Genomic DNA, 18,866 nt, shown 5'->3' with positions numbered 1-18,866 from the left:
AAGGCGCCGGTATAGGTCGCCGGGTTCGAGCGCGGGGTGCGGCCGATCGGCGACTGGTCGATGTCGATGACCTTGTCGAAGTGCTCCAGCCCCTCGATCCGCTCGTGCGGGGCGGGGGCGTCGCTGGCGTTGTTCAGCCGGCGCGCGGCGGCCTTGTAGAGCGTCTCGATCGTAAAGGTCGACTTGCCGCCGCCCGACACGCCGGTGATGCAGGTGAAGGTCCCGACGGGGATCTCGGCCGTGACGCCCTTCAGGTTGTTGCCCGTGGCGCCGACGACCCTCAGCGCCTTCTTCTTGCTGATCGGCCGGCGCTGCTCGGGCACCTCGATCTCGCGGACGCCGGTCAGGTACTGGCCGGTGACGCTCTTGGGATTGGCCATGATCTGCTCGGGCGTGCCCTCGGCGACGATCTCGCCGCCGTGGACGCCGGCGGCCGGGCCCATGTCGATCACGTAGTCGGCGGTGAGGATCGCCTCTTCGTCGTGCTCGACCACCAGCACGGAATTGCCCAGGTCCCGCAGGCCCTGCAGCGAGGTCAGGAGGCGCGTATTGTCGCGCTGATGCAGGCCGATCGACGGCTCGTCCAGCACGTAGAGCACGCCGGTCAGGCCCGAGCCGATCTGGCTGGCCAGGCGGATGCGCTGGCTCTCGCCGCCCGACAGCGTGCCCGAGCCGCGCGACATGTTGAGATAGTCGAGGCCGACGTCGACGAGGAACCGCAGGCGGTCGTTGATCTCCTTCAGGATCCGCCGGGCGATCTCCATCTGCTTGTCGGTCAGCCGGCCTTCCAGCGCGGTGAACCAGTCGCGGGCCGGGCGGATCGCGAGGTTCGAGACCTCGGCGATGTCCTTGCCGTCGACCTTCACGGCTAGGGCTTCCGGCTTCAGGCGCTTGCCGTGGCAGGTTTCGCACGGCGTGTCGGACTGGTAGCGGCCCAGCTCTTCACGGACCCACGAGCTGTCCGTCTCGCGCCAGCGGCGCTCCAGGTTCGGCAGGACGCCCTCGAAGGGCTTTTCGACCTCGTACTTCCGGGCGTTGTCGTCGTAGGTGAACTTGATCTTGGTCCCGCGCGAGCCGTTCAGCACCACGTCCTTGGCGTCGGGCGACAGCTTGTGCCACGGCTCGTCCATCGAGAAGCCGTAGTGGCGCGCCAGGGCCTGCAGGGTCTGGGTGTAGAGCGGCGACGGACCCTTGGCCCAAGGGGCCACCGCGCCCTTGTGCAGGCTCTTGTCCTTGTCGGGCACGACGAGGTCGGCGTCGAAGGCCAGCTTCGCGCCCAGGCCGTCGCAGACCGGGCAGGCGCCCGCCGGGTTGTTGAATGAAAAGAGGCGCGGCTCGATCTCGGCGATCGTGAAGCCGCTGACCGGACAGGCGAAGCGTTCCGAGAACAGGATGCGCTTGGGCTCCTTTTCGCCTTCCTCGATCGTGGCGAACTCGGCGACCGCGAGACCATCAGCCAGGCGCAGCGCCTGCTCGATGGAGTCGGCGAGGCGCTGCTCCATGTCGGGCTTGGTCACCACGCGGTCCACGACCACGTCGATGTCGTGCTTGAACTTCTTGTCGAGGGCCGGGGCGTCTTCGATCGGATAGAACTCGCCGTCGATCTTCAGCCGCTGGAAGCCGGCCTTCTGCCACTCGGCGATCTCCTTCTTGTACTCGCCCTTACGGTCGCGAACGACCGGAGCCAGCAGGTAGAGACGCGTGCCCTCGGGCAGGGCGGTGATCTTGTCGACCATCTGGCTGATGGTCTGGCTCTCGATCGGCAGGCCGGTGGCGGGCGAGTAGGGGACCCCGACCCGCGCCCACAAGAGGCGCATGTAGTCGTGGATCTCGGTCACCGTGCCGACGGTCGAGCGCGGGTTGCGGCTGGTGGTCTTCTGCTCGATCGAGATGGCGGGCGACAGGCCCTCGATCAGGTCGACGTCCGGCTTGCTCATCAGCTCCAGGAACTGACGGGCGTAGGCCGACAGGCTCTCCACATAGCGGCGCTGGCCCTCGGCGTAGATCGTGTCGAAGGCGAGCGACGATTTGCCCGAGCCCGACAGGCCGGTCAGCACGACCAGCTCGCCGCGGGGGATGTCGACGCTGACGTCCTTCAGATTGTGCTCACGGGCGCCGCGAACGCGGATGAAGTTCAGTTGCTCGGCCATGTTTTCCGGAACGTTGGGCCGCCCGATTGGTGGCGGCGCAGCGGCTATATGTAGGGCTCGATCCGGGAATTAACACAAGAACAAGATGCGAACAAATGTCGCGCGCGCGAGGCCAAGCTTCTGCTGACAGCGGATGTCAGCAGGACGGACGCCAGACGCGCGATTCCGGGCCTCGCACGCTCGGCTGTTCGTATTTGCTCAACCGTCTTTGAAAGCGGGTTGTTCAGCGGACGGGGGCTATCGCTCCATCTTGGGTCGAGTTGGGGCCCGCCGGAGAGGGACCGGAGCCATGGCCAAGCCAGAGGCCGAAAGCGCCAAGCAGGAAGCCAAGCGCGACGCGTTCAACAACCTGCGTCCGCCGAAGCCGCGCTCGGTGGTGATCGACGGGCTGGTGTTCGTCAGCGGCGTCGGGGCGCTGCTCTGGGTCCTGGGCAACATGGCGCCGAACTAGGCGCGCGCGATCCCCTGACGGACCGGGAGGGCGCCGGCCCGCCACGCCGAGGCCGCGAAAACGGCGTTATCCGAATGTGACGTCTCTCCCAGCTTGACCGGGGGAGGGCGCGATGGCGTGGGGGAAGCAGGCCAGGCGCTGGCTCGCCGTGTCGGGCGGCCTGATGATCAACGGCCTGCTGCTTGGCGCCCTGATCATGCTGGAGCCTCCGCCGCTGATGGTGGACGAGACCCCGGTGCTGATGCTCGACCTTGAGCGAGCGTCTAGGTCTCGCGCCGCGACCTCTGCGTCCCGGTCCCGGCCTGCCCGCCGCTTGGCGTCCTCGCGGCCTGACGCCGCGCCTATTCCGTCGGCGGCGGCCAAAGGGGAGGGCGGCTCGGCTCAGTCGACGGCGGAAACGCCGCCTGGGATCGAGGAAAGGTGGCGGCTGGACTCGAAGGCCATCGACCGCTGGAAACTGACCGAAGGCGTCCCGGAATGGCGATGGGGGCGCTATTATCGGGCCTGCAAGGGCCTCTCGAACGAACACATTGCGCCCGAGGAAAAGGACCGCTGCTACGGCGGGTGGAGCGGCCGCAAGGACAGGCGTCCCTCGCCCGCCTTCATCGGCCCGATCGACGAAACGCGGTGGGAAACGCTCACCCGCGACAGCAAGTCGCGGTTCGAGCGCGAGGGGGATCGCAAGCAGCGCTGTCGCGACTACTGGCGCGGGCGAACGCCCGGATTTTCCGAACGAAATCTGAGCTCTACGGGCGCGCCGCCGCCCAGCCTCCGCGAGGGCGGCTGCTTCTAGGAGAGGGCCGTCTTGGCCCATGCCGGGGCCGTTCGCTTTTGCTCAACCGTCTTTCGAAGCCGCCTGTTCAGCGTGATTTTCGAAAAGCTTGGCGATCGGGCCTGGAGCTCGAGGATCCGGAATATCGACCATGTCGCAGGACACCGCCAAGCAAGACGCCAAGCGCGAGGCGTTCAAAGCCCTCAACGCCGGCAAGCCGCGCTCGGTGGTTATCGACGGACTGGTGTTCATCGGCGGCGTCGGCTCGTTGCTCTGGGTCCTGCGCCACATGACGCCGTAAGGCCGGCGCCGGCTAAGCTTGCCGAACGCCCGCCGAGGTCTTACCAACCTCGCTTCCCACCCGATGGAGGCTCTCATGATCAGCAAGACGGAAGACCGCTTCGTCCTTTCCGTTTCCCTGACCGTGGGGTCGCATGTCCTTCGTCACCCTGGATTCCGTTTCCGCCGCCACGCCTGACGGCCGGCTTCTCTTCGAAAATCTGGACCTGTCCATCGGGGCCGAGCGCGTCGGCCTGGTGGGCCGCAACGGCGCGGGCAAGTCGACCTTGCTGGCGCTGGTCGCCGGCGCGCGCGCGCCGATCAGCGGCGTCGTCTCGCGCACCGGCGCGGTGGCGATGCTGGAGCAGGCGCCTGACCTGGGCGCGGACACGCGGCTGGTCGACCTGCTGGGCGTCCGCGCCGCCTGGGACCGGCTGGCGCGCATCGAGCGCGGCGATGGCGATGCGGTCGATCTCGCCGAGGCTGACTGGGAGCTGCCAGCGCGGATCGATCACGCCTTGGCCGAGGTCGGGCTGGACGAGCTCGACTTGGAACGCCCGGCGGGGTCCTTATCGGGCGGCCAGGCGACTCGGGCGGGCCTGGCGCGGCTGCTGATCGCCAGGCCGGACGTACTGCTGCTGGACGAGCCGACCAACAATCTCGACGCCGAGGCGCGGGCGCTCGTGCTTGGCCTGTTGAAGCGCTGGCGCGGCGGCGCCGTGGTGGTCAGCCACGACCGCGCCCTGCTGCGCCAGATGGATCGCATCGTCGAGCTGTCGCCGCTGGGCGCGCGGTCGTATGGCGGGGGATATGACCTCTACGCCCAGCGCAAGGCGCTGGAAGCCGAGGCGGCGCAGCGCGATCTCGACCACGCCGAACGCGAGGTCCGGCGCGTGGCCCGCGAGGCCCAGGTCGCGCGCGAGCGCAAGGACCGACGCGACGCCGCCGGGCGCCGCTTCGCCGACCGCGGCGGGACGCCGAAGATCCTGCTGGGCCGGATGGCCGAGCGCGCCGAGAACAGCGGGGCCAGGGAAGGCAGGCTGGCGGGAAAGCTGGCCGCACAGGCGGAGGAGGCCCACGCTTTGGCCGAGGCGCGGGTGGAGCGGGCGCGCCTTCTAGGTTTCGATCTTCCGTCCAGCGGCCTGCCGGCGGGACGCTTGGTGCTGGCCTTCGACGCGGTCGGCTTCGCCTGGCCGGACGGGCGACCCGTGTTCGAGGGCCTGTCCTTGGCCATGACTGGCCCAGAGCGCGTCGCGATCCTGGGCGCGAACGGCGCCGGAAAGACCACCCTGATCCGCCTGGCGACCGGTGACCTGACCCCGACGACGGGCCAGGTTCGGCTGCACGTTCCGTTCGCCCTGCTGGACCAGCGCGCGGCGGTGCTGGATGACGGACAGACGATCCTGGCGAACTTCCGCCGCCTGAACCCGGGCGCCAGCCTCAACGACGCCCACGCGGCCCTGGCGCGCTTCCTTTTCCGCAACGCCGCGGCCCTGCAGGTCGCGGGAACGCTGAGCGGCGGCGAGCGCCTGCGCGCGGCCCTGGCCTGCGTGCTGTGCGCGGCGACCCCGCCGCAACTGCTGATCCTGGACGAGCCGACCAACCATCTCGATCTCGACTCCGTGAGGGCGGTCGAGGCGGCGCTGTCCGGCTATGACGGCGCGCTGCTGGTGGTCAGCCACGACGAGGATTTCCTGGACGCCATCGGTCTTGATCGGCGGATCGTGTTGAAAACTCCGTGACGCGCGGCCCGGAGTCCGCTACCTCTATGTGACCGGTAACATCGGACTTGATCCGATGACCCGTGCGCAGGGCGAGGACGAGATGGACGAGCGTCGTGATCACCCCCTCCGGGTGGCGTTGAGCGAGCTGATGCACCTGCGGGCGCTGCCCCTGGACCGGGCCCCGGTCCGGTTGCGCCAATGGGTGTTTCTGGTCGAGCCTTCCGATCGCGACGCCGAGTCGGCCTTCGTCGGCTTGTTCGCCCCAGGGCAGGAGCCCGCCCTGGGGCGGGCGGTCAGCATCACCGACACCGGCGGCTGGCTGTGGGAGCGGCATCAGGAGTTCTCGACCTGGACCTGGTTCGCCTACGGCGCGCTGGGCGACGACCTCGGCTTCCAGGCCGAGGCCGACGAGCGCTTCTTCTGGCTGCACGGCGCGCCGGGCCAGGTGTTTCGAGGCGTCGAGATCTCGGTCGGGGCCGCCGGCGATCCGCCGCCTGGCGAGACGGCGCTGAGCCGCCATATCGACCTGCGCCGCTGCGTCTCGTGCGAGGTCTTCGACGGCGCGGCGCGGATCTGGACCGACTTCCGCCTGCGCGAGGGCGGGGCCGGGCGCATCCATGTCCACAACCAGACCCTGGCCAATGACGAGGTCTCGCGGCTGGTCCAGACCCTGCTGGAGATCGGCAACTACCGGAAGCTGGCCCTGCTGGGCTTCGCCCCCGCCCGCGAGACCCTGGCCTGGCTGGACGGCGCGGAGGCCCGACTGGCGGCGATCACCGGCGACCTGGCGGCCGGCGAGGACAGCCAGGGCGTGCTCGACGATCTTCTGAAGCTGTCGGCCGAGGTCGAGGCCCGGGCGGCGACCAGCCGCTTTCGCCGGGGCGCGACGGAGTCCTACCACCAGCTGACCCTGGATCGCCTCGAGGCCCTGCGCGAGCGGCGGCTGCCGGGGCACTCGACCATGAGCGAGTTCATCGCCCGCCGCCTGCTGCCGGCCATGCGCACGCGGGAGGCGGCCGATCGCCGGCTGGACGACCTCTCGCAGCGGGTGGCGCGCTGCGGCGACCTGCTGCGCGCCAAGCTGGGCCTAGCCCAGGACCGCCAGAACCAGGAGACCCTGCGCGGCATGGACGCCAGCCTGCAGTTGCAGACCAAGCTGCAGGGCTTGGTGGAGGGCCTGTCGATCTTCGCCGTCGGCTACTATGTGCTGGGCCTGCTGGGCTATCTGCTGAAGCCCTGGCTGCACGGCTGGCCGGGCGGTGGGGAGTGGGTGCTGTCGGCCCTGGTTCCGCTGGTGCTGATCGCCGTGGCCGCGACGCTGCATCGGCGCAAGAAGCGCCTGATCGAAGACGAGCCATCCTGAGGTCCCTATAGAGGGCGAATGGATCTCGACGCCTTCATCCCGGCGAACCTGCCGCTGGCGCCCGCGCCGGGCGTTCCCGAAGTGCTGCTGCATATGGCTGGGCCCCGCAGCGGGCTCATGCGCCTGGCCGAGGCCGATCCCGACTTCGCCTCGCCGTACTGGGCGCGGTGCTGGGGGGGCGGGCTGGCCTTGGCGCGGCATGTGCTGGATCATCCCGAGACCGTCGCCGGCAAGCGCGTCCTCGACCTCGGGGCCGGCTCGGGGCTGGTGGCGATCGCGGCGATGAAGGCCGGAGCGGCGGGAGTCCTGGCGGTGGATGTCGATCCCTACGCCGTGGTCGCCACGCGCCTCAACGCCGAGGCCAACGCGGTGCTCGTGGAGACCCGGACGGCGGATCTCACCGACGGCGCGCCGCCTTCGGACGTCGATCTGATGCTGGTCGGCGACCTCTTCTATGACGCCGATCTCGCGGGCGCGGTGCTGCCGTTCCTGGAGCGCTGCGCGTCGGCGGGCGTCGCGGTGTTGATCGGCGATCCCTGGCGCGCGCACCTGCCGGCCGATCGGCTGCAAACACTCGCAGAGTATCCCGTCGCCGACTTCGGCGATCCCGGCGGCGTCCTGCGAAACGCCGCCGTCTTCTCGCTCTTGGCCTAGGCCCGACGGTTCAGCGTGATCGCCGCGCCCATGGCGGGGCGGTCGTTGACCGCGCCGCCGGCGCCGTAGGTCGTGGCCGGCGCGGCGCGCTGGCTGGCGATCTCCTCGGCCACCGCCCGCACCAGGCCCTCGGTGACGATGCGGGCCGCGTCGACGGCGCGGGCCTGGCGGGCCAGCACGGCGTCGAAGGCCTCGGTGGCGCGCTTCAGCCGCTGGCGCAGTTCCGGACGCGCCGCCTCGACCAGGGCGACATTGGCGCGCACCCGCATCGACTCGTGCCGATAGACATTGGCCAGCTTGGCGGTCTCTTCGACATACTTGGCCGCCTCGTGGGGGCGGCGGTTCTCGAAGGCCTGGGCCTCCTTGGCGATCAGGTCGGTCAGGCGCTCGGTCAGCAGGATCAGCTGGTTGACGCGATCGTCGGCGTCGATGGCGGCGATGGCCATGGCGGTTACTCCTTGAGACCCTGAAGCTTCAACATTTCACGCTCGACAGTGGGGGCTAGGCCGATGCCGCCGGCCTTGGCCACCTGCTTGGACATCGCGTCGGCCATCACCGACTTGAACATCTCCTCGCCCTGGCCGCCGCCGAACGGTTCGGAGGTTTTCACCCCCTCGAACATCTGCTGCATCATCACCGACAGGAACGAGGCCTCGAAGTTCAGGGCCGTTTCCTTGATCTTGGCGCGCTTGGCCGCGTCCTTGGCCGCGTCCTCGACGGAGGCGGCCGCGCCTTTCACCGCCTGGGCGGCGGTCTTCACGGCGGCGGTGGTGGCGCCAAGTTGCGGAACGAAGGTCGAGATCGTCGAGAAGGCGCTCATCACATCACCTCGATGTCGGCTTGCAGGGCGCCGGCGGCCTTCACGGCCTGCAGGATCGAGATCATGTCGCGCGGGGTGACGCCCAGGGCGTTCAGGCCGCCGACCAGGCTCTTCAGCGACGGCGCGCCGCCCAGGGTGATCAGCTGCTTGCCCTTCTCTTCCTCGACCTTGACGGTCGACTGCGGGACGACCGCGGTCTGGCCCTGGCTGAAGGGCGCCGGCTGGCTGACGGCGGGGGTTTCCTGGACAGTGATCGTCAGGTTGCCCTGGGCGATCGCCACCTGGCTGATGCGGACGTCGTCGCCCATGACGATGACGCCGGCCACTTCGTCGATGACCACCTTGGCCGGGAAGTCGGGCTCGACCTCCAGGTTCTCGATGTTGGTCATGAAGCTGATCATGTCCATGCCGGGCGGCGGGCGCACGGCGACGATGGTCGGGTTCTGCGCCTGGGCGCAGCCCGGGAACTTCTTGTTCACGGCGTCGGCGATGCGGCGCGAGGTCGTGAAGTCCGGATTGCGCAGGGTCATGCGCAGGATGTCCATATTGACCATCTGGAACCCGGTCTCGCGCTCGATGATGCCGCCCGAGGCGATGCGGCCGGCGGTCGGCACGCCCTTGGTGACCGAGCTGCCCGAGGCGCCGCCGGCCGAAACCGAGCCGGTCTGGACGGTGCCCTGGGCGACGGCGTAGGTCTGGCCGTCCGCGCCTTGCAGGCTGGTGACCAGCAGGGTGCCGCCCAAGAGGCTCTTGGCGTCGCCGAGGGCCGAGACGGTGACGTCCAGCTTCGAGCCGGCGGCCGAGAACGGCGGCAGGCTGGCGGTGACCATGACCGTGGCGGTGTTCTTGGTGTTCAGGGTCGCGTCGCGGACGTTGACGCCCTGACGCTCCAGCATCGCCTCCAGGCTCTGCTTGGTCATCGGCGCGTTGCGCAGCGAGTCGCCGGTGCCGTTCAGGCCGACCACGACGCCATAGCCGACCAGCTGGTTCTCGCGCACGCCCTCGAAGGCGACGATGTCCTTGATGCGCGACTTGGCGAAGGCCGGGGCCGCCATGAGGGCGGAGGCGGCGACCAGGGCGGTCAGGCCTGAGCGAAGAACGGTGCGAAAGAATGAACGCGGCATGGTGGTCCCGTGGCGGGGAGACGTCCCCGCGCCGCCCCATGCCAGAACCGGGCCAGTTTCAAGCGCTTGTGACTCAAGGGATTCCGGGCGCGGGGCAGGTCCCGCCGGCGCCTCCAGGCAGATTCTGCCCGGCATTAACCATACTTCAAGCGCGCAAACCGACTATGATTGTGCGACGAGACAAGTGACTCGCGTGTCTGAGCTTTTGGAGCTTGTCGGATGAAGGTTTCCAGCACGGGGGGCGTGGGGGCGGCGGGACCGTCTCGGGCCAAGTCCTCGGGCGGGGCTTCGGGCTTCTCCCTGCCGTCGGTGAACGCCGCCAGCGGCGCGGCCAGCACGGCCTCGGTCGGCGGCCTTTCGGGCGTCGGCTCGGTCGACGCGCTCCTGGCCCTGCAGGCGGCCGGGACGGTCGGCGATCCCCTGGAGCGCAAGAAGCGCGCGGTGCGCCGCGCCGATCGCATCCTCGACGTCCTGGGCGAGGTCCGGATCGCCCTGATCGACGGCGACATCTCGCACGCCACGCTGGACCGCCTGACCCGCGCGATTCGCGAGCAGCGCGACCAGACCGACGATCCGCGCCTGGAAGGGGTGCTGAACGAGATCGAAACCCGCGCCGCCGTCGAGCTGGCCAAGCTGCAGGCCCGGGGGGGCTGACATGGCGGGGACCGGATGCGCAAATGATCGCCGGTCCCGCAGCGCTTGGCGTTTCCGCGCGTTTTACACCTGTCCATGCCGCCGTTCGGGGCGATCGGATGAAGGGCTTTTCGCGCTTCATGCGAGGTTCATTGAACGCGGCTCACCTTTTGGTATAAGCACCCGGCCCTTGAGGGCTGAGTTCATTGGGGCGTGAGGCGTTGATGCAGACGGCCACTGTTCTAGTCGAGAAATCCGATTATCGTCCTTCCGAGGACGAGCCTTTCATGAACGACCGGCAGCTTGAGTATTTCAAGAACAAGCTGCTGGCCTGGAAGGAGGAGATCCTCCGCGAATCTCGCGAGACGGTCACCCATCTCCAGAAGGAAACCGAGAACCACGCCGATCTCGCCGATCGCGCGTCCTCGGAAACTGACCGAGCCCTTGAGCTCCGCACCCGCGACCGCCAACGTAAGCTGATCTCCAAGATCGACCAGGCCCTCCGCCGAGTCGAGGACGGCTCCTACGGCTACTGTGAGGAGACCGGCGAGCCGATCGGCCTCGCCCGCCTGGAAGCCCGCCCGACGGCGACCATGAGCGTGGAAGCCCAGGAGCGCCACGAGCGCCGCGAACGCGTCCACCGCGACGACTAAGCGACGGCTTCGGCCACTCTGTGTTTTCAAGCGGCCTCGGGGGCGACCCTGGGGCCGCTTTTGTTCGGGCTCACCACAGAGTCTTGGCGGCCCGCTCGGCCCAGCCCGCGTCATAGGCCTCGCCGCCGACCTCTCCGGCCGTGAAGGCCGCCAGCATGGCGCCGGGGGAGGGCAGGGTCTTTGGATCGACCTGGCTCTCGGCCTTCCAGAGGCCGGAGCGCACGATGGCGCGGCCGCATTGGAAATAGGCTTCCTCGACGGTGATGATCGTCACCGTGCGGGGCGCCTTGCCGTCGACGGCGAAGCTTTCCAGAAGGTCGGGATCGGCGCTCAGCCTCGCGCGGCCGTTGACGCGGAAGGTCGTGCCCGAGCCCGGGATCAGGAACAGCAGCGCCACGCGCGGATCGCGGATGATGTTGCGCAGGGTGTCGAGGCGGTTGTTGCCGCGCCGGTCCGGCAGCATCAGGGTCTTGGGATCGGCGATGCGGACGAAGCCGGGTAGGTCGCCGCGCGGGCTGCAGTCCAGGCCTTCCGGCCCCACCGTGGCCAGGGCCACGAACGGCGAGGCCTCGATCAGGGCGGCGTAGTGCGGCGTGATGTGGTCGCTGACCTTGACCGTCGAGGCCGGCAGCGGGGCGGGCTGGTACAGCGCCTCGAGCGCCTCGATCGTGGTGATGTCCATGCCGCGTCCTCCCTGTTCAAGCTTAGGGGCGACCGGGGCGAGGGGCAAATCAGCCGGCGAAGGCGCAGGCGCAGGCCTCGGCCAGGTGGCGGGGCGAGATCGGCTTGTCGACGATCGGCTTGACGCGTCCCCTGAGCTGGTCGGCGTTGCCGGTCACATAGACGACGGGGATATGGCCCAGGCGGTTCCGGATCGCCTCGACCGCCTCCACGCCCGTGCCGCCGACAATACGGTAGTCCGCCGTGATCAGGTCGGGAGGATGAGCGACAGCCATGGCCAAGGCGTCGGCGGGACAGTCGGCGATATCGAAGCTGGTGAAGCCTTGCTCGGCAAGAAGAGCCTCGACCTCAAAGGCCACGAGGATTTCATCCTCGATGATCAAGACATGTCGGGCCTTTGCGTGCACGGTCATCGCCGCTGCTTTCTATCGAGTCCCACGACATATCAAGGACGACCCGGTCGGCCGCGCCAGTCGCGTTTTCGTGATTGGAGATAATCCTTGGGTTGTGTCGCCGCAAGGGCATGGCTGCGCGCGCCGGTAAACCGCGCTATGCACGGTCACACAAAACAAGATCCGCAGGAGCGCCTTCGTCGATGTCCCAGCCCTTGATCCTGACCGAGAAACGCGGCCACGTCGCCATTCTGACCCTGAACCGGCCGGAGGCGATGAACGCCCTGGGCGCGCCGGGCGACGGCGACCAGGTGGCGGCCGCCTGCGAGGCGATCAACGACGACCAGGATATCCGCTGCGTGATCCTGACCGGCGCGGGCAAGGCCTTCTCGGCCGGCGGCGACGTCAAGGCGATGAAGGCCCGCGAAGGCGCCTTCGCCGGCAACGGCGTCATGGTCCGCGACGGTTACCGCAAGAACATCCACCGCATCGTCCGGGCCATCTACGGCCTGGAGGTCCCGTCGATCGCGGCGGTGAACGGCGCGGCGATCGGCCTGGGCTGCGACGTGGCCTGCATGACCGATATCCGCATCGCCGCCGACACGGCCAAGTTCGGCGTCACCTTCCTGAAGCTCGGCCTGATCCCTGGCGACGGCGGCGCCTGGCTGATGCCGCGCACGATCGGCATGAGCCGCGCGGCGGAACTGCTGTTCACCGGCGACGTGATCGACGCAGGGAAAGCGGCCGAGTGGGGCCTGGTCAGCAAGGCGGTGCCGCCCGCCGACCTGATGGGCGAGGCCTTGGCCCTGGCCGAGCGGATCGCGGCCCAGCCGCCGCACGCCCTGCGCATGGCCAAGAGCCTGCTCAAGCACGGCCAGACCGCCAGCTACGACACGCTGATGGAGATGAGCGCCGCCGCCCAGGCCATCGCCCACCACACCGAGGACCACATGGAAGGCGTCGAGGCGATCCTCGAAAAGCGCGCGCCGACGTTCAAGGGCGCTTGAGCATGGGCAAGGAAGCCAGCGGCGTCTGGGGGCAGCTTTCCGACGGCGAGAGCGAGGGCAAGCTCCTGTGGGAGCCGCCCAAGCTGATCTTTCGCGGCGCCTATCGCGGCATCTACCAGGGCCACGCCCTGAAGAACGTCCGCGCCGAAGGCGATGATTTGGTGCTCAGCGACGGTACGCGCTTTACGCTGGATCCCGGCCAGGCCGACAAGTGGGTCCACGCGATCCTCAACCCGCCCTCGCGCCTGGACAAGCTGGGCGTGAAGCCGGGCATGACCGTGGTGATCGACGGCGTCGAGGACGAGGCTTTCCTGGAAGAGCTGGCCGCGCGCGTCGAGCCGGTCGAAGCCGAGGAGGGGATCGACCTGCTGTTCCTGGCCGCCGAGGACCTGGCCGATCTCGACCGCATGGAGGACTGGAAGGGCGCCTTGGCCGATAAGGGCGCGATCTGGGTGGTCTCGCGCAAGGGCAAGGGCGCGCCGCTGAAGGACGTCGAGATCCTGGAGGCGGTGCGGGGCCTTGGGTTTACGGACACCAAGGTTTGCGGGTTTTCGGCGAGCCATACCGCGCTGCGGTTCGTGAAGCGGAAGGGCGGATAGGGAACTGAGGTCTAGCGGTCGGGTGTTTTGATTTTGATGCCGGCTTACGGCCCATTGCGGACTTTAACTTCCTTACGGTTGTGTTTCGCCAATGAAGCGGCGTAGCTAGATGGATGCTCACCGCACTCGACGCGCCCGCCGAAAAACTTGACGATCAAGAGGCAAACTTCGTCGCTCAAATTCGCAACCACGGCTGGTTTCGGAGCAACATCTTCGAGGACGAAACTGGGCCGGGTTTCTCCTATACGACTGGCTTCTGGGCGGGTGCAGAAGCGCCGGAGATCATCGTGTTTTCGCTGAAGTCGGAGATCGCGCACGATGTTCTATGGGATGTTTATCGTGACCTGAAAGCCGGCGAGAGTTTCCCGATCGGTCAACGGTTATCTACGGTGTTCTCAAATATCGAAGCTGTACTCCTTCCTGTGTCGAAGGATTTCTATCCCGCCTATCTTGGGTGGAGTCGTTGGTTTTACGCTGGCGATGACTGGCCTTGCCTTCAACTCATCTGGCCGGATAGCCAAGGGATTTTCCCGTGGGAAGAAGGTTATGAAGAGCGCTTCGCAAACAGTCAGCCTAATCTCACTGGCGCGCCCTGGCCGTCGATCTAGGTCTGGTTTCCACCCCCAGCAGACCTATTGTGTAAGCCGTTTGGCGGCCGACGCCGCTTCCAATACGCACTGCTGGATTTCGGCCTCATCCCGAGCGCATTTGGCCGTGTAGAGCTTTTCGCCTTCGCGACTGAAGGTCACGACGGTCAGCCATCCGCCGCCGGGAGCGGGTGTGATTTGCGCGACGGTCGCGTTCAGAGGTCGCCCGTGGATTTCCCGCGTCGCGGTGCGAAAGTTCTCGGCGAAGCGCTGTGTTAAGCCGTCATCGCCCGCCGTCCAGACCTCGATGGCAGAGGCGGCAACGCTCGTCGCGGTGAGAAACTCAAGGATCATCGCGCGAGGTTAGCCGAGGTCGGGAGGCTGTCCATCCCTCAGGACCGTAAGCGCCGATCCTCAAGAGGAGGCGTTCTCTACGCGGCCGCTCTCGCGGCGCCCGCCGCCGCCGCCACGCCCGTCTTGCGCCCAAATTCCATCACCCCGTCGTCGACCTTGCCAAAGCGCAGGGTCATCAGGTCCAGCGCGTAGTTCTGGTGCGCCTTCCACGGGGCCTTGGGGCCCTGCTTGGGGAACATGCCGATCGAGCGGGTGACGTAGCCCGACGAGAAGTCCAGCCACGGCGCGATGGGCATGTTCGGATCGTCGGCGCGGGGGACGCAGTAGTCCGTCCGCGTCCGGTCCAGGTGCTTCAGCAGCCGGCAGACATATTCGCTGGTCAGGTCCGCCTTCAGCGTCCAGCTGGCGTTGGTGTAGCCGAACGCCGAGGCCAGGTTCGGGACGCCGCTGAACATCATGCCCTTGTAGCTGAACGCCTTGGACAGATCGGCGACCTCGCCGTCGACCACCACCTCCATGCCGCCCAGCAGTTGCAGCTGAAGACCGGTGGCGGTGACGACCACGTCGGCCTCCAGGGTCTTGCCGGACTTCAGCAGGATCCCGTCCTGGGTGAAGCGCTCGATCTGGTCGGTGACGACCGAGCTCGCGCCAGCCTTGATCGAGGCGAACAGGTCCGCGTCCGGCACCAGGCACAGGCGCTGGTCCCAGGGATTGTACTTGGGCGTGAAGTGGGTCGCGATGTCGTAGTCGGGGCCCAGCTGTTCGCGCACCAGGTCCAGCAGTCGCGCCTTGGTCTTCTCGGGCTTCTTGCGGGCCAGGTTGAAGAACAGCAGCTGCAGGATGACGTTCTTCCACCGCGTCAGGCCGTAGGCGGTCATGGCGGGCAGCTTGGCGCGCAGCCAGTTGGCCAGGCCGTCCTCGGCGGGGCGCGAGACCACGTAGGTCGGCGAGCGCTGCAGCATGACGACGTGGGCGGCGGTCTTGGCCATCTCCGGCACCAGGGTCACGGCGGTCGCCCCGCTGCCGATCACCACCACCTGCTTGCCGGCGTAGTCCAGATCCTCCGGCCAAAGCTGCGGATGGACGATCCGGCCCTTGAAATCCTCGGTCCCGGCGAAGTCCGGCGTATAGCCCGCCGAATAGCGGTAGTAGCCCGAGCACATGTAGAGGAAGCCGCAGCTGTACTGGACGACCTGGCCGTCGTGCTCGGCTTCGACCGTCCAGGTCGCGGTCTGGCTGGACCAGCTGGCGCGCTTGACCTTGTGTCGGAAGCGGATGTGGCGGTCGACGTCGTGCTCGCGCGCGGTCTCGCGGACATAGGACAGGATCGAGGGGCCATCGGCGATCGCCTTGGCCGCCTTCCACGGCTTGAAGCTGTAGCCCAGGGTGTACATGTCGCTGTCGGAGCGGATGCCCGGATAGCGGAACAGGTCCCAGGTGCCGCCGATCGCGTCTCGCCCTTCGAGGATCGCGTAGGTCTTGCCCGGGCAGTGCTTGCGCAGGTGATAGGCCGCGCCGATGCCCGAGAGGCCGGCGCCGACAATCAGCACGTCGACATGTTCCATCAGATTTCCGCCCCGGTTCGACGCCCGGCGGTTGATCCGACGTGGCGATAGGTGAACAGTGTTCAGGAACAAAACGACCGTTTTGACCGAACGTCAACCGCGATCGCGCCCCGCGTTGGGGGAAGCGTCGCGGGTTTTGATTGCGTACGGAGGCGGCGGCGGCTTAAGCGGTGGTCCATGTCTCTGCGCGACTTCGGCCTTCTGGTCCTGATCTGCCTGGCCTGGGCCGGCAGCAATATCGTCTCCAAGCTGGTGGTCGCCAACTGGGGCGTGCCGCCGCTGTATTACGCGGCCGTGCGCTTCGCCCTGGTGGCGGCGATCACCCTGCCTTGGCTGTTGCCCGCGCCGCGTCCGACCTGGCGGATGGTGCTGGTGGGCCTCTTGATGGGCGGCGGCAACTTCGCGCTGCTGTTCATGGGGCTGACCACGGCCTCGCCCTCGGCGGCGGCGGTGGTGATCCAGCTGGGCGTGCCGTTCACGACCGTGCTCTCGGTGCTGATGCTGGGTGAGCGGATCCGCTGGCGGCGCGGCGCGGGGATCGCCCTGACCCTGTTGGGCGCGGTGGTCGTGATGTGGAGCCCGCACGGCATCGAGCTGTCGGCCGGCCTCTGGCTGATCGTCGCCGCGGCCTTCACCGGCTCGCTGGGCGCGGTGATGATGAAGCAGATCGAGGGCGTCAAACCGCTGCAGTTCCAGGCTTGGGTCGGCTTTTCGTCCTTGTGGCCGCTCGGGCTGATGAGCGCGGTCATGGAGCCGGGGCAGGTGGCGGCGGGCCTGCACGCGGGCTGGCCTTTCGTGGGCGCGGTGGTGTTTTCGGCCCTGGTGGTTTCGGTCCTGGCCCACACGGCCTATTACGGGCTGATCCAGCGCTACGAGGCCAATCTGATCGCGCCGCTGACCCTGATGACGCCGCTCTTCACGATCGGCCTGGGCGTGGTGGTCACCCACGACCACTTCGATCTGCGGATGGGGATCGGCGCGGCCCTGGCCTTGCTGGGCGTTCTGATCATCGCGCTTCGGCGGAATCAGGTCATGCCGCTGTTGATGTCGATCCGGAACCGCGTCCAATGAACCTGTCCCTTATCGAGGCCCCTTCGCCCAACTTCGACGCCCGAAAGGCGGTGCCCGACACGGTGATCCTGCACTACACGGGCATGGAGACCGGCGAGGGCGCGATCGAGCGCCTGCGCGATCCGGAAGCCAAGGTCTCGGCGCACTATGTCGTCGAGGAAGACGGACGGATCTTCCGCCTCGTGCCCGAGGAGCGCCGGGCCTGGCACGCGGGCGCGGCCTTCTGGAAGGGCGTCAAGGACATCAACTCGGCCTCGATCGGCGTCGAGATCGTCAATCCCGGCCACGAGTTCGGCTATCGCCCGTTCCCGGAGGCCCAGATCGCCGCGGTGATCAACCTGCTGGCCGACGTCCGCTCGCGCTGGATGATCCCCGACAGCCGTATCCTCGGCCACTCCGACGTGGCCCCCGCCCGCAAGATCGATCCCGGCGAGCTCTTCCCGTGGAAGCGCCTGGCCGAAAGCGGTCACGGCCTTTGGATCGAGCCGCCGCCGTCGCCCGGCGCGCCGCTGGGCCAGGGCGAGGAGGGGACGGGCGTGTTCGCCCTGCAGGCGGGCCTGACGCGCCTGGGCTTCGACTGCGCGCCGACCGGCAAGTACGACGAGTGGACCACGACCGTCGTCGCCGCCTTCCAGCGCCATTGGCTGCAGAGCCGCTTCGACGGCATCGCCGACGGCGAGACCCGGGCGCGCCTGGTGGGCCTGCTGCGCGCGGCGGCCGACTGATGCATCCCGCTCCGGCCTTCCACATCGAGGATCGGGCGGTCCTGCTGGACTTCCTGCGGGCGCATCCGTTCGTGACGATCGCCGCCAGCGTCGGCGGCCGGCCGATGGTCGCCCAGTCGCCGGTCGTGATCCGCGAGCTGGACGGCGAGATCGCGCTCGACTTCCACCTGTCGCGCGGCAACGCGCTGACGCCGCATCTGACCCAGGGCTTCCGCGCGGTGGTCCTGGCGACCGGCCTCGACGCCTATGTCAGCCCCGACTGGTACGAGAGCGCCGACCAGGTCCCGACCTGGAACTACCAGTCCGTCGAGGCCGAGGGCTCGGTCGCGCCGCTGGACGAGGCCGAACTGATCGCCCAGCTCGACGACCTGTCGGCCCAGGAGGAGGCGCGGCTCTCGCCGAAAAAGCCCTGGACCCGCGACAAGATGAAGGCGGGCAAGTTCGAGGCCCTGCTGCGCGGCATCGTGGGCGGGCGCCTGTTCGTCGAGCGGCTGGAAGGGACCTTCAAGCTGTCGCAGAACAAGAGCGACGCCGATCGCCTGGGTGGGGCGAAGGGATTGGGCGAACACCCGATCGCTGGGTTGATGCGGGATCGCCGCTAGACTCTGACCACCGGGGCGCCATAGCGCGCCAGCTGGCCATCCACCGTCAGCAGTTGAGCGCCTTCCACGATCGCTTGCGCGAGCAACATCCGATCGAACGGGTCCTTATGGATTGGCGGCAGCTCGCCAGCCACGACCGCCTGTTCGCCGTCAATGGGCAATTCGCGCCAAGCATTTTCCAGAAGACGTCGTCGCAACCGTCTCGGGTCGACCTGGAAATCCTCTCGGCCCTGGGCGCGTTTGATGCTGATCTCCCACAGACTTGCGACGCTAAACGCCGGCTGATTGGCGCCGGACTCGATCAATTCGCGCGCCAGCGGCGAGAGCCTGTTCGGCTTCAGCGCCGTCCAAAGCAGAAGGTGCGTATCAGCGAGGAGAATCAATCCTTGCCCTCGAACATCTCAAGGATTTCTTCGGCGAACATCGAGTCGAAGTCGTCCGGGACCTCGTACTCGCCCGCCATGAAGCCGATGCGTTGCGGCTTCCGTTCTGGCTGGGCCTCCAGCGGCACCACCTTGACCATGGGCTTTCCGGCCTTGGCGATGATGAAGCCCTCGCCCTCGGCGGCCTGCTCGACGAGGCGCGAGAGGTGGGTCTTGGCCTCGTGAATGTTGACGGTCCGCATGGCGGCCTCCGTGAACTAAGTCTGGTTAGTTTAGT

Annotated in this window: 25 protein-coding genes; 15 read left to right on the top strand and 10 right to left on the bottom strand. The window is 67.9% G+C overall.

Annotated elements, in window-relative coordinates:
* Window positions 1-2,150 (bottom strand): excinuclease ABC subunit UvrA (uvrA, locus tag DI526_RS14745; protein ID WP_304279395.1); only part of this gene is annotated, 2,150 nt, incomplete at its 3' end.
* A gap of 289 nt (window positions 2,151-2,439) precedes the next feature.
* Between uvrA and DI526_RS14740 the strand changes: the two genes are divergently transcribed.
* The 7 genes from DI526_RS14740 (at window position 2,440) to DI526_RS14710 (ending at window position 7,393) form a co-directional block, all read left to right on the top strand.
* Window positions 2,440-2,601, top strand: coding sequence for a hypothetical protein (locus DI526_RS14740; protein WP_304279393.1), 162 nt, complete (start codon window positions 2,440-2,442; stop codon window positions 2,599-2,601).
* Window positions 2,602-2,713: 112 nt separating this feature from the next.
* Window positions 2,714-3,394: a hypothetical protein gene (locus DI526_RS14735; protein WP_304279390.1), complete on the top strand. Its 681-nt coding sequence runs from the start codon at window positions 2,714-2,716 to the stop codon at window positions 3,392-3,394.
* A gap of 130 nt (window positions 3,395-3,524) precedes the next feature.
* Entirely contained in the window at window positions 3,525-3,674 is a 150-nt protein-coding gene (locus DI526_RS14730) for a hypothetical protein (RefSeq protein ID WP_304279387.1), read from the top strand.
* A gap of 63 nt (window positions 3,675-3,737) precedes the next feature.
* On the top strand, window positions 3,738-3,851 hold the full coding sequence (locus tag DI526_RS14725) for a hypothetical protein (protein ID WP_304279402.1): 114 nt from the start codon (window positions 3,738-3,740) through the stop codon (window positions 3,849-3,851).
* Entirely contained in the window at window positions 3,808-5,394 is a 1,587-nt protein-coding gene (locus tag DI526_RS14720; protein WP_304279384.1) for an ABC-F family ATP-binding cassette domain-containing protein, read from the top strand. The genes DI526_RS14725 and DI526_RS14720 overlap by 44 nt, the downstream gene beginning before the upstream one ends.
* A gap of 55 nt (window positions 5,395-5,449) precedes the next feature.
* Window positions 5,450-6,739, top strand: a complete 1,290-nt coding sequence (locus tag DI526_RS14715; protein WP_304279380.1) for a DUF3422 domain-containing protein — start codon at window positions 5,450-5,452, stop codon at window positions 6,737-6,739.
* Between the two features lie 18 nt (window positions 6,740-6,757).
* On the top strand, window positions 6,758-7,393 hold the full coding sequence (locus DI526_RS14710) for a methyltransferase (protein ID WP_304279377.1): 636 nt from the start codon (window positions 6,758-6,760) through the stop codon (window positions 7,391-7,393).
* Here the strand turns inward: DI526_RS14710 and DI526_RS14705 are convergent.
* Genes DI526_RS14705 through DI526_RS14695 form a run of 3 tightly spaced genes read right to left on the bottom strand, consistent with a single transcriptional unit; the run spans window position 7,390 to window position 9,337 of the window.
* Window positions 7,390-7,839: a flagellar basal body protein gene (locus DI526_RS14705; protein WP_304279374.1), complete on the bottom strand. Its 450-nt coding sequence runs from the start codon at window positions 7,837-7,839 to the stop codon at window positions 7,390-7,392. The two genes, DI526_RS14710 and DI526_RS14705, sit on opposite strands and share 4 nt — an antisense overlap.
* 5 nt (window positions 7,840-7,844) lie before the next feature.
* Window positions 7,845-8,213 (bottom strand): rod-binding protein, encoded by a 369-nt coding sequence (locus DI526_RS14700; RefSeq protein ID WP_369692034.1) that lies wholly within the window; start codon window positions 8,211-8,213, stop codon window positions 7,845-7,847.
* Window positions 8,213-9,337 carry a flagellar basal body P-ring protein FlgI gene (locus tag DI526_RS14695; RefSeq protein WP_304279371.1) on the bottom strand — a complete coding sequence of 375 codons (1,125 nt, stop codon included), beginning with the start codon at window positions 9,335-9,337 and terminating at the stop codon, window positions 8,213-8,215. The genes DI526_RS14700 and DI526_RS14695 overlap by 1 nt, the downstream gene beginning before the upstream one ends.
* A 219-nt stretch (window positions 9,338-9,556) precedes the next feature.
* On the opposite strand from DI526_RS14695, the gene DI526_RS14690 reads away from it, so the two are divergent.
* Together DI526_RS14690 and dksA are read left to right on the top strand one after the other, a co-directional pair.
* Window positions 9,557-9,991: a flagellar assembly protein FliX gene (locus tag DI526_RS14690; protein ID WP_304279368.1), complete on the top strand. Its 435-nt coding sequence runs from the start codon at window positions 9,557-9,559 to the stop codon at window positions 9,989-9,991.
* A gap of 203 nt (window positions 9,992-10,194) precedes the next feature.
* Window positions 10,195-10,623: an RNA polymerase-binding protein DksA gene (dksA, locus tag DI526_RS14685; RefSeq protein ID WP_013078283.1), complete on the top strand. Its 429-nt coding sequence runs from the start codon at window positions 10,195-10,197 to the stop codon at window positions 10,621-10,623.
* Window positions 10,624-10,693: 70 nt separating this feature from the next.
* On the opposite strand, the gene DI526_RS14680 is transcribed toward dksA, so the two are convergent.
* Entirely contained in the window at window positions 10,694-11,305 is a 612-nt protein-coding gene (locus tag DI526_RS14680) for a pyridoxamine 5'-phosphate oxidase family protein (protein ID WP_304279363.1), read from the bottom strand.
* A 49-nt stretch (window positions 11,306-11,354) separates the two neighbouring features.
* Entirely contained in the window at window positions 11,355-11,717 is a 363-nt protein-coding gene (locus DI526_RS14675; protein ID WP_304279362.1) for a response regulator, read from the bottom strand.
* Window positions 11,718-11,899: 182 nt separating this feature from the next.
* Between DI526_RS14675 and DI526_RS14670 the strand changes: the two genes are divergently transcribed.
* The 3 genes from DI526_RS14670 to DI526_RS14660 all read left to right on the top strand — a co-directional run bounded on the left by DI526_RS14670 (window position 11,900) and on the right by DI526_RS14660 (window position 13,910).
* Entirely contained in the window at window positions 11,900-12,703 is an 804-nt protein-coding gene (locus tag DI526_RS14670) for a crotonase/enoyl-CoA hydratase family protein (RefSeq protein ID WP_304279359.1), read from the top strand.
* 2 nt (window positions 12,704-12,705) lie between these two features.
* Complete coding sequence (locus DI526_RS14665) at window positions 12,706-13,302, top strand: DUF3052 domain-containing protein (RefSeq protein ID WP_304279355.1); 597 nt, start codon at window positions 12,706-12,708, stop codon at window positions 13,300-13,302.
* Between the two features lie 113 nt (window positions 13,303-13,415).
* Complete coding sequence (locus tag DI526_RS14660) at window positions 13,416-13,910, top strand: DUF4262 domain-containing protein (RefSeq protein WP_304279352.1); 495 nt, start codon at window positions 13,416-13,418, stop codon at window positions 13,908-13,910.
* Between the two features lie 24 nt (window positions 13,911-13,934).
* Here DI526_RS14660 and DI526_RS14655 read toward each other — a convergent pair whose 3' ends face one another.
* Both DI526_RS14655 and DI526_RS14650 read right to left on the bottom strand, forming a co-directional pair.
* On the bottom strand, window positions 13,935-14,243 hold the full coding sequence (locus tag DI526_RS14655; RefSeq protein WP_304279349.1) for a hypothetical protein: 309 nt from the start codon (window positions 14,241-14,243) through the stop codon (window positions 13,935-13,937).
* A gap of 77 nt (window positions 14,244-14,320) precedes the next feature.
* Complete coding sequence (locus DI526_RS14650; protein ID WP_304279346.1) at window positions 14,321-15,808, bottom strand: NAD(P)/FAD-dependent oxidoreductase; 1,488 nt, start codon at window positions 15,806-15,808, stop codon at window positions 14,321-14,323.
* Between the two features lie 177 nt (window positions 15,809-15,985).
* Between DI526_RS14650 and DI526_RS14645 the strand changes: the two genes are divergently transcribed.
* The 3 genes from DI526_RS14645 to DI526_RS14635 are packed head-to-tail and all read left to right on the top strand — an operon-like array spanning window position 15,986 to window position 18,206.
* Complete coding sequence (locus DI526_RS14645; RefSeq protein ID WP_304279343.1) at window positions 15,986-16,879, top strand: DMT family transporter; 894 nt, start codon at window positions 15,986-15,988, stop codon at window positions 16,877-16,879.
* The gene (locus DI526_RS14640) at window positions 16,876-17,604 is read left to right on the top strand and encodes an N-acetylmuramoyl-L-alanine amidase (RefSeq protein ID WP_304279341.1); all 729 of its coding nucleotides are present in this window, start codon (window positions 16,876-16,878) and stop codon (window positions 17,602-17,604) included. The genes DI526_RS14645 and DI526_RS14640 overlap by 4 nt, the downstream gene beginning before the upstream one ends.
* On the top strand, window positions 17,604-18,206 hold the full coding sequence (locus DI526_RS14635; protein ID WP_304279338.1) for an FMN-binding negative transcriptional regulator: 603 nt from the start codon (window positions 17,604-17,606) through the stop codon (window positions 18,204-18,206). The genes DI526_RS14640 and DI526_RS14635 overlap by 1 nt, the downstream gene beginning before the upstream one ends.
* Here DI526_RS14635 and DI526_RS14630 read toward each other — a convergent pair.
* Window positions 18,203-18,589, bottom strand: coding sequence for a type II toxin-antitoxin system VapC family toxin (locus tag DI526_RS14630; protein ID WP_304279336.1), 387 nt, complete (start codon window positions 18,587-18,589; stop codon window positions 18,203-18,205). The two genes, DI526_RS14635 and DI526_RS14630, sit on opposite strands and share 4 nt — an antisense overlap.
* A complete protein-coding gene (locus DI526_RS14625) occupies window positions 18,586-18,831 on the bottom strand; it encodes a type II toxin-antitoxin system Phd/YefM family antitoxin (protein WP_304279333.1) in 246 nt (81 codons plus the stop codon). Before DI526_RS14625 ends, DI526_RS14630 begins: the two co-directional genes overlap by 4 nt.
* Between the last annotated feature and the right edge of the window lie 35 nt (window positions 18,832-18,866).

Source organism: Caulobacter segnis (assembly GCF_003243465.1).
Classification (GTDB): domain Bacteria; phylum Pseudomonadota; class Alphaproteobacteria; order Caulobacterales; family Caulobacteraceae; genus Caulobacter; species Caulobacter segnis_A.
The sequence above is the reverse complement of the archived record's forward strand: the minus strand, read 5'-3'. Positions and strand labels throughout refer to the sequence as shown.

Coding starts and splice junctions, on each gene's coding strand:
- DI526_RS14660 (WP_304279352.1), top strand. CDS start 13,416: ATGCTCACCGCACTCGACGCGCCCGCCGAAAAACTTGACGATCAAGAG.
- DI526_RS14655 (WP_304279349.1), bottom strand. CDS start 14,243: ATGATCCTTGAGTTTCTCACCGCGACGAGCGTTGCCGCCTCTGCCATC.
- DI526_RS14730 (WP_304279387.1), top strand. CDS start 3,525: ATGTCGCAGGACACCGCCAAGCAAGACGCCAAGCGCGAGGCGTTCAAA.
- DI526_RS14625 (WP_304279333.1), bottom strand. CDS start 18,831: ATGCGGACCGTCAACATTCACGAGGCCAAGACCCACCTCTCGCGCCTC.
- DI526_RS14690 (WP_304279368.1), top strand. CDS start 9,557: ATGAAGGTTTCCAGCACGGGGGGCGTGGGGGCGGCGGGACCGTCTCGG.
- dksA (WP_013078283.1), top strand. CDS start 10,195: ATGCAGACGGCCACTGTTCTAGTCGAGAAATCCGATTATCGTCCTTCC.
- DI526_RS14650 (WP_304279346.1), bottom strand. CDS start 15,808: ATGGAACATGTCGACGTGCTGATTGTCGGCGCCGGCCTCTCGGGCATC.
- DI526_RS14635 (WP_304279338.1), top strand. CDS start 17,604: ATGCATCCCGCTCCGGCCTTCCACATCGAGGATCGGGCGGTCCTGCTG.
- DI526_RS14680 (WP_304279363.1), bottom strand. CDS start 11,305: ATGGACATCACCACGATCGAGGCGCTCGAGGCGCTGTACCAGCCCGCC.
- DI526_RS14715 (WP_304279380.1), top strand. CDS start 5,450: ATGACCCGTGCGCAGGGCGAGGACGAGATGGACGAGCGTCGTGATCAC.
- DI526_RS14665 (WP_304279355.1), top strand. CDS start 12,706: ATGGGCAAGGAAGCCAGCGGCGTCTGGGGGCAGCTTTCCGACGGCGAG.
- DI526_RS14670 (WP_304279359.1), top strand. CDS start 11,900: ATGTCCCAGCCCTTGATCCTGACCGAGAAACGCGGCCACGTCGCCATT.
- DI526_RS14695 (WP_304279371.1), bottom strand. CDS start 9,337: ATGCCGCGTTCATTCTTTCGCACCGTTCTTCGCTCAGGCCTGACCGCC.
- DI526_RS14720 (WP_304279384.1), top strand. CDS start 3,808: ATGTCCTTCGTCACCCTGGATTCCGTTTCCGCCGCCACGCCTGACGGC.
- DI526_RS14725 (WP_304279402.1), top strand. CDS start 3,738: ATGGAGGCTCTCATGATCAGCAAGACGGAAGACCGCTTCGTCCTTTCC.
- DI526_RS14675 (WP_304279362.1), bottom strand. CDS start 11,717: ATGACCGTGCACGCAAAGGCCCGACATGTCTTGATCATCGAGGATGAA.
- DI526_RS14640 (WP_304279341.1), top strand. CDS start 16,876: ATGAACCTGTCCCTTATCGAGGCCCCTTCGCCCAACTTCGACGCCCGA.
- DI526_RS14705 (WP_304279374.1), bottom strand. CDS start 7,839: ATGGCCATCGCCGCCATCGACGCCGACGATCGCGTCAACCAGCTGATC.
- DI526_RS14645 (WP_304279343.1), top strand. CDS start 15,986: ATGTCTCTGCGCGACTTCGGCCTTCTGGTCCTGATCTGCCTGGCCTGG.
- DI526_RS14735 (WP_304279390.1), top strand. CDS start 2,714: ATGGCGTGGGGGAAGCAGGCCAGGCGCTGGCTCGCCGTGTCGGGCGGC.
- DI526_RS14710 (WP_304279377.1), top strand. CDS start 6,758: ATGGATCTCGACGCCTTCATCCCGGCGAACCTGCCGCTGGCGCCCGCG.
- DI526_RS14700 (WP_369692034.1), bottom strand. CDS start 8,213: ATGAGCGCCTTCTCGACGATCTCGACCTTCGTTCCGCAACTTGGCGCC.
- DI526_RS14740 (WP_304279393.1), top strand. CDS start 2,440: ATGGCCAAGCCAGAGGCCGAAAGCGCCAAGCAGGAAGCCAAGCGCGAC.